The organism is Delftia sp. WSY_16, from assembly GCF_043104415.1.
In the GTDB taxonomy this organism is placed as follows: domain Bacteria; phylum Pseudomonadota; class Gammaproteobacteria; order Burkholderiales; family Burkholderiaceae_C; genus Comamonas; species Comamonas tsuruhatensis.
The window spans coordinates 277,445-291,258 of the sequence record NZ_JBICKS010000019.1; the positions used below are offsets into that span (position 1 = coordinate 277,445).

A 13,814-nucleotide genomic window follows, 5' to 3' on the forward strand; every position below is an offset into this window, starting at 1 on the left:
ACAGCTTCGCTCTGTCTTGCTTTCTCCGAAGTAAAAAACGCCTGAGCTAGACAGGCTAACTCAGGCGTTTCGATCTCCCACCGTGCTTACTTGCGCAGGCCCAGCTTGGCGATCAGTGCGGTGTAGCGATCAGCGTCCTTGGACTTGAGGTAGTCCAGCAGCTTGCGACGGCGGCTCACCATGCGCAGCAGGCCACGGCGACCGTGGTGGTCCTTGGCGTGTTGCTTGAAGTGAGGGGTCAGCTCGTTGATGCGTGCGGTCAGCAGGGCCACTTGCACTTCTGGGCTACCAGTGTCGTTGGCAGAGCGTGCGTTGGACTTGACGACTTCAGCCTTCACGGAAGATGCGATCATTTTTTTTCCTTGGAAATTGGCGCCTCAAAGACAAAAGCAAGGAGGCAGCCTTGGTTACTTGCGCCGGGACTGGAAAGGCCCCGACGTGCGTCTTGCACCATGCAAAACCCTGGGATTATAACAAGCACGCCCGGACCGGCATCCACACCTGATTTGCGCCCTTTGCCACTTCGGCCTGCTGGCCGCCCAGAATCCCGCAAAGCCCGCGCCAAAGGCATGCCGTCACGAAGCACGGATATGTGGTGCGCAGGCATTCCATACACCAAGGGAGGGCCACGCCATGGCAGTGCGTTTTTCATTCATTCCATCGACCCGACAAGCGCAGCTGCGGCAATGCACCCTGCTCTGCCTGGTCGCGGCCCTGGGCCTGGCCCTGCCTGCCCAGGCTGCGTCCCATCGCGCCGACGCATCGGCTGCGCAAGGCTCCAAGCGCAAAAAGGGCGGGCAGCGGGTCCGGGTGCCGACGCAGCGCAGCAGCTCAGACGAGTCGCCCGAGCAACGCGACAAGCGGCTTTACCGCGAATGCCAGGGCAGGCACAACGCCGGAGCATGCGCCGGATACACCGGGCAGCCGCCGGGCAGACGCCAGCGCTGACACGCTCCCAGAAACAGTCCTAGGCCGGCCTCGAATACCCAAAAATCCGGCAAAGCCTTGCCATCATTGGATTTTTTCGCACCTCTGCACGCCTGAATTCAGCCCCATTCACTGCACAACTCCTATTTTTTGACCAAAGAAACAGATTGGTCTGAAAGACATGCACGAACAACCCCAATAGATTGAGCGGCGCACGAAACAAGCAGCAACAACCAGCGTTGCGCAAGCCAATCGACGGGGAGGGATTCAAGACATGTCATCGACCAGGCCTCAGGCTCGCCCGGGCGCCGAAGGCTTCACTGCCATCGAGTTGATGGTGGTCGTCGCCATCCTCGCCGTGCTCACCACGCTGGCAGCTCCCAGCTTCAACCTCATCATCGAGCGCTGGCGTGTTCGCCAGACCGTCGAGGCCCTGCAATCGACGCTGCAGTACGCGCGCTCCGAAGCCGTGCGTCGGGGTGGGGGCGTTTTCATCCAGAAACTGCCCCAAGGCACCAAGGGCTGCACCCTGGCGGCGCAGCACGCCGACTGGGGCTGCGGCTGGGTGGTGTTCGCCGACCGCAATGGCAACAGGCACTGGGATCCCAAGGAGGAGCTGCAGCGCTTCGACACGCCCGCCCGCACCCTCGTCACCCGCTCCCGGTCTGCCTCCATCATCAGTGTGGACCGCTGGGGTCAGTTGGGCGGACTCACCGCCATGGGTTTCGCCATTGCGCCATCTCCGGCCGGAATCACTTCCGCCGCAACCCAAGGCATTTGCGTTTCGTCCGGCGGACGCATCCGGGTGGTCGGCCAGGAGGGTATTCCATGCGCCTGACTCGTACCCGCAATCGGCATCCCAATGGCTTTACCCTGATCGAAACCCTGGTCGCCACCGTCATCACGGCCCTGGGTGTTCTGGGAATCCTGGGACTGCAGATGCGCACCCTGGCCGACAACCAAAGCGGCGTGCGCCGCGCCCAGGCCATCCGGCTGATCGAGGACCTCAGCGAGCGCACGCACGCCAACCCCAACTCCCTCGGACAGATCGGCCGCTACGTTTCCGACTGGAATCACACCCCCGAATCCGTCGCCGACTGCAGTGCCGCCGCATGCGGCCCGGACGCAATGGCCAGCTACCACCTCGCACGATGGAAGGCATCCGTTCGCCAACTACTGCCAGGCGGGGCCGCCAAGGTCTTCCTCGCAGGAGACGAGGCAGCCGCCAGCGCCGGCAACGGGCGCCAGCTGGGGATCATGATCAGTTGGCGCGAGAACGAAAAGTCCGGCAAGGCCGACTACAAGGACCCCATCGGGCTTGATGGCGATGGCGATCGCATGCACAGCGATCAGGCCATGGCCTGTCCTGCAGGCAGAACCTGCCACCTGCAATACATCGCACTCAGCGCTCGCTGCGCTCCCTACCTTGCAAACAACGCAGTCCAGCTCTTCTGCGCAGGCCCATGAATCCCCATCGCATCGCCACCGCCATTGCGGCCAGACCGCGTCAACGCGGGCTGAGCCTCGTCGAACTGCTGGTCGGACTTTTCCTGGGACTGCTGATCATCGGCGTGGCCATGGGCGCACTCATGGCGTCACGCGCCGTGTCCGCCACCATCAGCGATGCCAGTCAGTTGCAACAGCAGGCTTCCCATCTCTTCCGTGTCATGGGCCGGCAGATCCGGCAGGCGGGGTCCCTGCGGCTGCTTCTTGCATCACACAAGAAGGCAACAGAAGCCATTGACGTGGCAGACCCCGTTGCATTCGAGGCGGGCGCACTGGACTTCAACCCCACGCACGACACCATCCAGGGCCTCGATGCACCCGGGCGCTCCCAATACAAGCTCGCCGTGGGCTACAGCAACTACACGCAGCCGCTGCACACATCGGCCATCGAGACCTCACTGCAGCGCAATTGCCTGGGGCAAACCAACAGCGACAGCCTCATCCTGAGCCGCTTTGTCCTGGACGCCAGTAAAAACACCCTGCGCTGCGCCGGAGCGCCCTCCGCGGGTGCCCAGCCCCTTGCCAGGAACGTCGCCAACTTCCAGGTGCGCTACCTGATCCAGGCGCCGGGGGGCTCCGCCCGCATCCAGTATGTCAACGCAGCCGCCGTAGGCCAGGACTGGCCTCGCGTCGTCGGCGCCGAGGTCTGCCTGGTGCTCTTCGGCAACGAGGCCATCGACATGCCCGCCAACAGCAGCTATACCGACTGCGCCGACAGCGACGGTACGGCCGAATCCATCCACATGGCCACGCTGCCTGCGCCCAGGACGCGGCGCCTGCACATGGTCTTTCGCAGCGTGTACCAGTTGCGCAGCCAGGGGTTGGCCGGATGACGCACAAGGCTGCAGGCATGCGACATGCCCACACCTGCGCAGCGCAGCGCCAAAAAGGCATCGCCCTGTTCATCGTGGTGGTCCTGGTCATGCTGTCCATGCTGCTCGCCCTGTGGGCGTCGCGCAGCGCACTGTTCAACGAAATGTTCGTGGGCAACGATGCCGACTACCAGCGTGCCCTGGAGGCTGCACAGGCCTTGCTGCAGGATGCCGAACTGGATATTCGGGGCGAACAGGCCAGCGGCGCCGCCTGCGCCGCCAGCAGCAGCCAGCCATCCGTCTGCCGCAGCGGTGCAGGCATCGCACAGTTCCCCCGGGAAACCGGGGAAGTCGGCCTGCTGCTGGCCAGCCTCGCTGAGGCCACACCCACTGGATGCCGCGATGGCCTGTGCACCAAGCGCACGGGACCTCAGGACTTCTGGAACAACGCGGACGAAGGCCAAGGGATCACGCTGGGCCAGATGACGGCCGCTGACGTCGGCGCACGCTACGGCCAGTTCACGGGCGCCATCGCTGGCGGAAAGAGCGACTCCATCCTGGCAAATCGTGAGGCAGGAAAGGGCGGCTGGTACTGGATAGAGATCCTGCCCTATGACGTCAACGCAGGGAACTCGGGCGTCATCGCCAATGGCTCACCCCGACTGGCCCTTTACATGCAGCCTCAGGTGATCTATCGCATCACGGCCATTGCCCATGGCCGCAAGAGCAACACCCAGGTGGTGATGCAGCAGACCTATGCCCGGCAGAAACGCCGCGACTGACTCAGGACACCTGACATGCCCCACCTCTGCCATCCCTGGCTCCGGCGCATCCTGCTGCCAGCGCCGACAGCCGCAGCCATGGTCGCTGCAGTCCTGGCCGCGCAAAACAGCCAGGCAATGGATATGACCCAGTCGTCGCTTGGACCCCGAGTCAAGGTCACGATAAAGCCTGGCCTGCCGGCACCCATCCAGGTCCAGCAGATCTCGGAGGCAGACACTCCAGTTGCCAGGGTTCAGGCAGATGGCACCGAATTCGCCGCGCCCATTGAAGACTGCCCGGCCGGACAACAGGCAGATGCCAAGGGCCGCAGCAGCTCCATGGCCTCCAGCGGCAGCGTGATTACGCGGGCCGGCGTGGACATATTCAGCGCCCGCTACAGCGCAAAAGCGGCCTGGAGCGGCTGGATCAGCGCAGAAACCGTCCAGGCCGATGGCAGCCTCACCGCAACAGCCGGCTGGCAAGGCAAAACCACGGCCGGCCACCTGGATGCACTCAGCGACGAACAGGCAATCAATGACCGTCTGATCCTGACCTGGAGCGACAGACTGCAAAGAGGCGTGTCCTTCAAGTGGAATGAACTCGACCACCGGCAGAAAGCCTCCCTGGGCATCGATGTCGAAGGAAGAGCAGACAACCTGGGCAAGCACAGGCTCAACTTCATACGCGGCGACCGCCGCATGGAAGCGCCGGGACAACCGCCGCGCGTTGGCCCCACCCGTCCTTTTCGCCAGCGCAGCTCGCGCCAGGGCGACATCGTCAACTCCCAGATCTGGCATACCGGTCATCCCGTGGACAACTGGCCCCTGCCGGGCTATGCCGCCTATACCCTCGCCCAGCAGAACCGCCAGCCCATGATCTATGCAGGCGGCAATGACGGCATGCTGCATGGCTTTTCGGCCACCGACGGCAGGGAAAAGATCGCCTACATCCCACGAGGCGTGATCTCCGGACTGGCAAGACTTTCCGACCCCGACTATGACGCCCGGCATCGCTACTTTGTGGACGGCTCAGTCATGAACGGCGACATCCCCTCGGGCAGCGTTGCGTCCTCGCAGTGGCGCACTGTGCTGGCTGGCATGGCAGGCGCCGGAGCCAAGGGCTACTTCGTGCTGGACATCACCCATCCGGAGGCTTTCAGCGAGTCCGGTGCCAGCTCGCTGGTCCTGCTCGACCGAACCCAGACACGCAACAGCGATCCCGGCGACTGCGCCAGCCTGGATGAGATGCGCCAGCGCGCCACTTGCCAGGAAAACAAGGACCTGGGCCATATTTTTGCGGCGCCCGTGCTGGACGATGCCAACCCGCAACGCAGCACTCAGATCACGCAGTTGAACAACAACCGCTGGGCACTGGTGACGGGCAACGGCTACCACAGCACCAACCAGCGGCCCGTGTTGCTGATCCAGTATCTCGATGGCAACCAGGAGCTGTTGCGCCTCGTTGCCACGGGCAATACCCCAACCGGCACCACCCCCGAGACCACCCACAACGGACTCTCCGCCCCGCGCCTTGTGGACATCAATGGAGACGGCCGGCCCGATGTGGTCTACGCAGGTGACATCCAGGGCAATCTGTGGAAATTCCTCATCGCCAGCGGTGCCTCCTCCCGCTGGGGCGTGGCCTTCGACGGCCGGCCGCTGTACACAGCCTGGGGTGGCAGTTCTCCATCGGCCACTCGCAACCTGCGTCAAGCCATCACCGCCCCTCCTTCCGTACGCGCCAATGACCGGCGCAGGGCCAGCAAAAATGCCAAAGAAGGGCGCGAGCGCTTGACGGCAGGCGGCATGCTGGTGGCATTCGGTACCGGACGCCACATCACGCGGCAGGATTCTGGCAACACAGCGGTCCAGAGCATCTATTCCATCCTCGACAGCACCCGCTACAGGCTGCTCGCGGACGGCAGAGTGCAAGCTTGCCTCGATGGCAGGGATTCGGACTGCAGGCAGCCTGACGGACAGCGAGCGGCACCCGTTTCAGGCATCGGAGAACTGGCCAGGCGCTCGGTGAACCATCAGCCGGCAGGGGCGGCCGGCCAAGGCTTCTGGCGCGTTGACTCCACGACCGACCTCGACTGGACGCGGCACAAAGGCTGGTACATGGACCTGCCCCTGCCGGGCGAGCGCCTGCTCAAGCCAATGGGCTTCCACGACGGCAGCAACATCCTCGCGATCTACAGCCAGATACCTGCCGGATCCCCCAGGCGCCCCGGCGAAAGCGCAAGCCCGCCCGACGCCTGCAATGCGAGCGAGGAGCGCCAATTCCTGACATTCATGAACATCATGGATGGCAAGCGACCCGGCGTTCCGTTGATGGACAGCAACGGCGATGGGGTCTACGGCACGGCAGATGAGGAGGTCTCGCGCGCAAGCGTCGCCAGGGGATCCCAGGCCCTGCTCCACAAGGGCCATCACGCCATCGGCTACGACGCCGAAGGCCGCCGCAATGTACTCGCCCGCATGCCGGAGCAATCCCTGCGCCCCAGCTGGCGCCAAATGAAATGAGGCACCACATGCGCCGCCCTCGATCCCCAGGATTCACGCTCATCGAACTCATGATCGTCGTGGCCGTCATCGTCATCCTCGGCACGGTCGCCGTCCCCAGCTACAACGAGTACATCCGCGCAGTCCACCGCGCCGACGCCCGCGCCGGCCTGCTCCAGGCCCAGCAATGGCTGGAGCGCGCCGCCACCGCCAACGGCACCTACCCCACCGAGCTGCCTGCAGACCTGACCTGGGCCCACGACTCCAGCAAGCGCTACACCATCGACTTCCTGTCAACCAGCGGCCACGACGACGACACCTACACCCTGATCGCCACACGCCGCGGCTCCCAGTTCGGTGACCGATGTGGCGATTTCACGCTGACCCATACCGGAGAGCGCAGTGGTGCGAATGTGGCCTCCAGCACCACAGCCGCTGAATGCTGGGGCAGATAACCCTGCGCATACCAGCCCTGTTTCCCAGGCAATCACCCAGGGTCCATTGCGATCAACGGGCCCCATGCACCCTCGTGATGCGGGAACTACCCGCAGTTCCGCCAGCCACTCATCCCGAGGTTGCATCCATTCATCCGGCTCCTTCGCCTGCCTCTGGACACAATGCCTAGCATCCGGGTATGCATGCATTGTCTCCACGACGGCCACCACGAACCAGGTCTCCCAAACAGGGCTCCAGAGGGTTCACCACCCTGGAACTGATGGTGGTGGTAGCCATCCTGGCCATACTCACAGCGCTTGCTGTGCCCAGCTTCACCTTGATCATTGAACGCTGGCGCGCGCGCGGAGTGGTTGAGGACCTGCAAGCAACGATCTACCTTGCGCGTTCTGAGGCCATCAAGCGCGGCGGCAACGTCCTCATCGACAAACTAGCCAGCGGCAATGGTTGCACCAGCACCGTCGGCAACACCTCCTGGGACTGCGGCTGGCGCGTAGTAACCAGCGGCGGCACCGTGGTACAGCAAAGCTCTGCGCCCAACCGCGTAGAAGTCAATCTGACCAACCTCACGGGCAGCATTGCCGTGGACCGCTGGGGCATGCTGACTAGCGGTGGCGCAGACGCCACGGCCATGGCCATGGAGTTCGTCATCGTCCCCAAAGGCAAAGATGTCAGCGACAACAGCGCGATCCGCCTGTGTGCAGGCATGGGCGGACGAATCGTTCAGGCAAAGGGCAGCGAAGCATGTCCCTGAATTCAACCCGAGACCATCCCATGCACCAGCCGAAACACACCCGGCCAACCCCGCACCGCCGACAGAGTGGCATCACTTTGGTCGAGTCCCTGGTGGCCATCGTGGTGGCTGCCCTGGGCATTCTTGGCATTCTAGGCACACAGATGCGTACGCTGACCGATACGCAAACCACCCTACGCCGCGCGCAGGCCATTCGTCTGATAGAAGACCTGAGCGAGCGGATGAGGGTCAACCCCAACGCATTGGCCAGTCTTGACGCCTACGTTTCCGACTTCTCCAGCAGCCCTTCGCCCGGTGACTGCCGCAACACTGCGTGTACTCAGGATCTGCTGTCCACCTACGACATAGGCTCATGGAAGCAGTCCGTCAGAGACACACTTCCGCTGGGCCGGGCCAATGTGTTCATTGCACCAGCAGATACTTCCGCCACGAATCGTCGGCAACTGGGCGTTATGGTCGGCTGGCGTGAAAACGAGCGGGACATTGCCAACGCAGCCGACAAGAAAACCTACAAGGACAACATAGACGCCACCCAGGTGCGGGCAGCCGACGGCACCCTCAGTTCCGGGGCAGGCACAGCTGCCACCTGCCCGGATGGATTCACCTGCCATCTGCAATACATCCCCATCGCAGCCCGCTGCGCGCCTTACCAACCTCTAGGCAATCCAGTCCAGTTCTACTGCCCGGGAGCCTAACCATGGCCACACGAATCCAATTCTTTAAAACCCCGCGGCCCGGCGCACTAAGTGCTAAGCCCGCGCTTGCAAGCCCTCGGCGCGCCATGGCGCAACGCGGCGTCACCCTGATTGAATTGATGGTGGGCATTGCTATAGGCCTGCTGGTCGTGGCTGTGTCCATGGCGGCACTGATGGTGTCGCGCGGTGTCTCCGGCACAGTGAGCGATGCCAGCGGCCTGCAGCAGCAGGCCGCCTACGCCTTACGCGTCATCGGCCTACAGCTGCGCCAGTCCGGCTCTCTGTATCTCAACCTCAACCCGACCAGCGCGATCGCGGCCAACAGTTCCGCCGCTCCGGTGGCATTCGAGACCAAGGCGGAGTCAGTGAACAAGGGAAATACCTTCGATCCGGTCACCAATGCCATTCTGGGCACAGCCAGCCCGACCACACTCGCGGTGGGCTATCGCCGCTACAAGGAGCCTGTCTACAGCAGTGCCGACGAGCAATCGCTGGCGCGCAATTGCCTGGGAGGCCCTGCCAATGCCAGCACCGATCAGCGCGTGGAAAGTGTGTTCCAGCTCAGTGGCAGCCAACTCCAATGTCAGGGTAATGGGTCACCCCCTCAGACCCTGGCGCAGAACGTCGCCAGCTTCCAGGTTCGCTACTCGTTGCAGGACAACACGACCTTGGGCAAACCCAAGATCCAGTATGTGACTGCCACGAACGTGGACAACTGGGGCAAGGTGCAAGCGGTAGAGGTATGCCTGGAGATCTATGGCAACGAGCCCGTGGACATGCCCGCCGGAAGCACCTATGTGAACTGCAACGGTGCGGCCGTCGACATGACGACGCTGGCCGCCCCTCGGACCCGACGCATGCACCTGACGTTCCGCAGTGTCTACCAGCTCCGCAGCCAAGGGCTGGTGGGGACCGTGCTGTGACCCTTTTTGCCAACTCCTCCATGCACCTGCGCATGCAACTCTATTCAAAGGACCGCCGGCAGCGTGGCGTGGCGCTGTTCGTCGTCCTCGTGTTCGTCATGCTCTCTATGCTCCTGGCATTGTGGGCCACCCGCACCTCGCTGTTCAATGAGATGGTGGTCGGCAACGATGCCGATTACCAGCGCGCCTATGAGGCCGCCCAGGCACTGCTGCAGGATGCCGAGTTGGATATACGCGGCGAACAGTCCAACGGCGCGGAATGCAGTGGCAGCGGCGATGTCTGCCGCAAGACGACCGCAGACAAGATCCCTCTGGAGGCACAGGACGTCACTCCTTTGCTGGGCCAACTGGAAGCACAGCCCACCCGATGCCGCAATGGCCTTTGCGCCAAGCGCACGGGCAAGCAGGATTTCTGGAACAACTCGGACGAATCTCAGGGGCCCACGTTGGCACAGATGACGGCCAGTACGGTTGGTGCGCGCTATGGCCAGTACACGGGCGCAGCGAAAGGCTCCAGTTCCCAGCCCGCCAACCCCATCCTGACGGACACAGGCAGCGCCAATCGGGGAGGCTGGTACTGGATGGAGGTTCTTCCCTACCAGGACAACAAGAATTCCAGCCTCATCATGGGCGGCCCGCACAACCTGCTGCCGCTGAACCTCAAGCCCTTCGTGGTGTATCGCGTCACGGCGCTGGCCTATGGGCGCAAGCCGAACACCATGGTGGTCCTGCAGCAGACCTACGCACAGCAAAAACGCAAAAACTAGGCCAACACGCCTTGCCATCCGCCAAGGCATGCAAACCCTTCCACATTCACCATATTGACACTAAGAGGAGCAAGCGCCATGAAATGCAAGCCCCCCGTTTCGCTGCACACCTTCCGCCGGACCTTGCTTTCGCTGGCCGCGGCAGCCGCGCTGCTGCCGCAAGGCGCCATGGCGCTGGATCTTTCGCAGTCGCCGCCCGGCACTAAGGAACCTTACGTTTCACCCAACGTCATCATCTCCATTGACGATTCGGGAAGTATGAATTTCCGGCTCGACAGCGAAAGCACCAGCGGCGCGAGCAACCAGACCACACCCAACTCGGATGGTACTTGGCCCATGAGCAGCCGCCGTGTCAACGTACTCAAGTACGCACTCATCGGAAACAATGGATCCGGCGGTATCTTCCGAGACACCACGCTGCTGCCCGACAAGAAAATCCGGCTGGCCTGGCAGGCCATGTGGAACAACGGTCGCTCTTCCGATGCCGGCAATGTGGACAGCGGCAGTGGCAGAAGCGCCGTCCAGATGAATACGAACTCCATGCGCCCGCTGCAAGGTTCGCATCGCACGAACTTCATCTCCTTCATCAACAACCTGAGCCCCAGCAACGGCACACCGTCGCACCTGATGTTCAGTCAGGCGGACAGTTACATGCGCCGCGCAGTCAGCAAGGACGGACCGTGGGCCAGCGATCCAGGCAATACCGGCGCGCCTTACCTTGCCTGCCGACGCAATTACCACATCATGATGACCGATGGCCGCTGGAATGGCACAGCTACCAATGTCCCCAATACGAATTGGAGAGACAATGCGACCAACCTGAAGTTCAGCGACAACATGGTGTACGGCGGCAGCACGGCGGACCAAAAGAAATCCGCCCTCTACCGTGACGAATCCAAAGGTACGACCTTGGCCGACTGGGCGTTCTACAGCTGGGCCAATCCGCTGCAGACTTCGGGGTTGACAGGGACCATGCAGCCTACCGCCGACTACCGCAAGGCCTCCTCCACCGAAACCTTCACCAATGCCAGCGGCACCTCTGTCACGCTGGATCGCTATTGGAATCCACGCTACAACCCGGCCACCTGGCCCCACATGGTGACCTACACCATCGGCTTCAGCAAGATGGCGTTCGAATGGAGCTATTCATCCATCACGCGTCCGACACAAATGGTACCGTTTGGCTACGACGGAAGTTTCCCAGGCTTGGCCAACGGCACCATCGGCTGGCCTGACCTGACCGCCAACACGGAGTCGCGCAATGCCCTGGATCTGTGGCATGCGGCACTCAATGGTCGCGGACGCTTTTATGCCGTGGAAAAAGGCGAGGATCTGGAAAAGGCCTTCCGTGAGATCTTTGGTCAGATCAACACGCAGACCGAACCCGACCTGACATCCACTGCCACCAGTGGCTCCAACGCCTCACGCAACGATGTCGGCAAATTCACCGGTGCCTATGAGCCGCAGAACGCCTGGAAGGGCTTCGTGACGGCAGAGACCGTGCAAAAGGATGGCACGACGATTTCCGCCCCCGGATGGGGCGGAAAAAATACGGCAGACAAGCTCGATGCGCTGACCAGCGTGGCCAGCCGTCTGATCCTGAGCTGGAGCGACAAATGGGACACCACCAAATACAAAGGAGGCACGTCCTTCAAATGGGCCAACGATGAGGCCAATCTGAGCACGGCGCAAAAGGCAATGCTGGGGCTCAACCCCAGCGACACCAGTGTCACCGTGGCAACGAACGGACAGAACCGGCTCAACTTCATCCGGGGTGACCGCAGCCTGGAAGGCTCTGACAACAATGGCTACACCACATCCCAACCATTCCGCGAACGCAAGAGCCGCCAGGGCGATATTATCAATTCCGTGGTGTGGTATCTCGGCAAACCTTCGAGCAGCTATGCCCTGACCGGCTATGCCGAATTCACACGCAACAATGCCGATCGCCCCCCCATGATCTATGTGGGCGGCAACGATGGCATGCTGCACGGTTTTTCGGCCGCCGACGGCAGCGAGAAAATTGCCTATGTCCCCCGCGGCGTGATTCCCAACCTCAAGCTGCTGACATCTCCCGATTACAACAGCACGCACAAATACTTCGTGGATGGCTCGCCAATGACTGGCGATGTGGACCTGGGCACTGGCATCCAGGCGACCGACGATCCTAACTATGCGATCAACTACGCGGCCAAATGGCGTACGTTGCTGGTGGGAGCCCTTGGCGCCGGAGGCAAGGGCTACTTCGTGCTGGATGTCACCAATCCAAACTCAGCCACCACCACGGATGGCGCTCTGGGCTTCACCGAAGCCAATGCCTCGCAACTGGTGAGACTCGACCGTACCCGCGGCGCTGGGGAGACGGTGCTTGACTGCGCAAGAACGGGTATAGGCGTGTCCGAGAAGGCCGCATGCCTGAAAGCCGTGGAAGAGGACAGGGATATCGGCCATATTACCGCCCGCCCCGTGCTCGACGAAAACGACCCCATGCGCACCACGCAGATCACACGCATGAACAACAACCGCTGGGCAGTGGTGATGGGCAATGGCTACAACAGTGCCAATCAACGCCCCGTGCTGCTGGTCCAGTATCTGGATGGCGCACAGGAATTGGTGCGTATCCCCGTCACCACGGAAACGGCTGGCACAGGCAAGGCGGCAGACAACGGCCTGTCGGCCCCGCGCCTGGTGGACATCGACGGCGATGGCCGACCCGACGTCATCTATGCCGGAGACAACCTGGGCAATCTCTGGAAGTTCGATGTGACCAGCATCAACGATTCCAACTGGAACGTGGCCTTCAGAGGTCAGCCCTTATTCACGGCAAAGGGGCCGACCGCACTGAACTCGTCCGCACGCACCAATGTACAGCCCATCACGGTCGCACCTACGGTGCGCACCAATGACCGCACCATGACGATAGGCACGGGAACAAATGCCAAGACGGTCCCCGTGACCGGCATGATGATCGCGTTCGGCACGGGCCGCAACGTCACCCAGGACGATCCCAACAGCGTACAGGTGCAAAGCCTTTACTCAGTTCTTGACAACACACGCTACCGCATCATCGACACCGCCAAAGGCAAGCGCCTGGAGGTGCACCCTGGCGACGGGGTCTGCGCGCCATCAGCAACCACCTGCGTGCCTTCACCGTTGGCCTTGGGCGAAGGCGTAGCCAATGCCAAGCTGGCCGAACAGAAAATCAGCGAACTCGGCAACGGCGAATACGGCACGGTGGATGCAAGGAATGCGGAAAACGAACTTAAGAAGGAAACCTGGGCCAACTACAACGGCTGGTTCATGGACATGCCCGCCATTGGGGAACGCCTGCTCAAGCCAATGGAGTTCTATGACGGAAGCAACATCCTGACGGTGTACTCGCAGGTGCCGGCCAAAGGTTCGAACGTGGATCTCAGCGTAGAAAGCTGCGAGTCCACTTCCGTGGATGAGGAGCGCCAGTACCGCACGCTGATCAACATCATGGACGGCAAGCGGCCGACCGTGCAGATCGTGGACAAGAACAAGGATGGCTTCTTCAATGTCAATGATGGCGGTGTCTCGCGCGCACAGGTCAGCAAGGGATCGCATACCGTGCTCTCCAGCAGCAAGATAAATATCGATATTGATTCGAAAAACGAGAAGGAGAAGCTCGCACCCATGCCTGAAGAATCCCTGCGCCCCAGTTGGCGCCACATCAAGTAGGCTTGCGGATGT

12 protein-coding genes are annotated in these 13,814 nt (G+C 62.1%); 11 read left to right on the top strand and 1 reads right to left on the bottom strand.

Annotated features, from left to right (window positions below):
• Positions 1 to 86 precede the first annotated feature (86 nt).
• Complete coding sequence (gene rpsO, locus ACF8O7_RS10675; protein WP_012206984.1) at positions 87 to 353, bottom strand: 30S ribosomal protein S15; 267 nt, start codon at positions 351 to 353, stop codon at positions 87 to 89.
• A gap of 848 nt (positions 354 to 1,201) precedes the next feature.
• Here rpsO and ACF8O7_RS10680 point away from each other — a divergent pair.
• From ACF8O7_RS10680 to ACF8O7_RS10730, 11 genes are all read left to right on the top strand, one after another.
• Positions 1,202 to 1,765: a GspH/FimT family pseudopilin gene (locus ACF8O7_RS10680; RefSeq protein WP_016447717.1), complete on the top strand. Its 564-nt coding sequence runs from the start codon at positions 1,202 to 1,204 to the stop codon at positions 1,763 to 1,765.
• The gene (gene pilV / locus ACF8O7_RS10685; protein ID WP_016447718.1) at positions 1,756 to 2,394 is read left to right on the top strand and encodes a type IV pilus modification protein PilV; all 639 of its coding nucleotides are present in this window, start codon (positions 1,756 to 1,758) and stop codon (positions 2,392 to 2,394) included. Before ACF8O7_RS10680 ends, pilV (ACF8O7_RS10685) begins: the two co-directional genes overlap by 10 nt.
• Positions 2,391 to 3,266 carry a PilW family protein gene (locus ACF8O7_RS10690; protein WP_126310778.1) on the top strand — a complete coding sequence of 292 codons (876 nt, stop codon included), beginning with the start codon at positions 2,391 to 2,393 and terminating at the stop codon, positions 3,264 to 3,266. The genes pilV (ACF8O7_RS10685) and ACF8O7_RS10690 overlap by 4 nt, the downstream gene beginning before the upstream one ends.
• A complete protein-coding gene (locus ACF8O7_RS10695; RefSeq protein ID WP_016447720.1) occupies positions 3,263 to 4,027 on the top strand; it encodes a PilX N-terminal domain-containing pilus assembly protein in 765 nt (254 codons plus the stop codon). The genes ACF8O7_RS10690 and ACF8O7_RS10695 overlap by 4 nt, the downstream gene beginning before the upstream one ends.
• Positions 4,028 to 4,042: 15 nt before the next feature.
• Positions 4,043 to 6,529, top strand: coding sequence for a pilus assembly protein (locus tag ACF8O7_RS10700; protein ID WP_126310780.1), 2,487 nt, complete (start codon positions 4,043 to 4,045; stop codon positions 6,527 to 6,529).
• A gap of 8 nt (positions 6,530 to 6,537) precedes the next feature.
• Positions 6,538 to 6,963 carry a type IV pilin protein gene (locus ACF8O7_RS10705; RefSeq protein WP_016447722.1) on the top strand — a complete coding sequence of 142 codons (426 nt, stop codon included), beginning with the start codon at positions 6,538 to 6,540 and terminating at the stop codon, positions 6,961 to 6,963.
• 179 nt (positions 6,964 to 7,142) lie between these two features.
• Positions 7,143 to 7,715 carry a GspH/FimT family pseudopilin gene (locus ACF8O7_RS10710; protein ID WP_080649845.1) on the top strand — a complete coding sequence of 191 codons (573 nt, stop codon included), beginning with the start codon at positions 7,143 to 7,145 and terminating at the stop codon, positions 7,713 to 7,715.
• A gap of 20 nt (positions 7,716 to 7,735) precedes the next feature.
• Positions 7,736 to 8,410: a type IV pilus modification protein PilV gene (gene pilV, locus ACF8O7_RS10715; RefSeq protein ID WP_016447724.1), complete on the top strand. Its 675-nt coding sequence runs from the start codon at positions 7,736 to 7,738 to the stop codon at positions 8,408 to 8,410.
• A 2-nt stretch (positions 8,411 to 8,412) separates the two neighbouring features.
• Complete coding sequence (locus ACF8O7_RS10720) at positions 8,413 to 9,333, top strand: PilW family protein (RefSeq protein WP_082254115.1); 921 nt, start codon at positions 8,413 to 8,415, stop codon at positions 9,331 to 9,333.
• 20 nt (positions 9,334 to 9,353) lie between these two features.
• Positions 9,354 to 10,100 (top strand): PilX N-terminal domain-containing pilus assembly protein, encoded by a 747-nt coding sequence (locus tag ACF8O7_RS10725; RefSeq protein WP_034363848.1) that lies wholly within the window; start codon positions 9,354 to 9,356, stop codon positions 10,098 to 10,100.
• A gap of 78 nt (positions 10,101 to 10,178) precedes the next feature.
• Positions 10,179 to 13,802, top strand: a complete 3,624-nt coding sequence (locus ACF8O7_RS10730; RefSeq protein WP_126310782.1) for a pilus assembly protein — start codon at positions 10,179 to 10,181, stop codon at positions 13,800 to 13,802.
• Positions 13,803 to 13,814 lie beyond the last annotated feature (12 nt).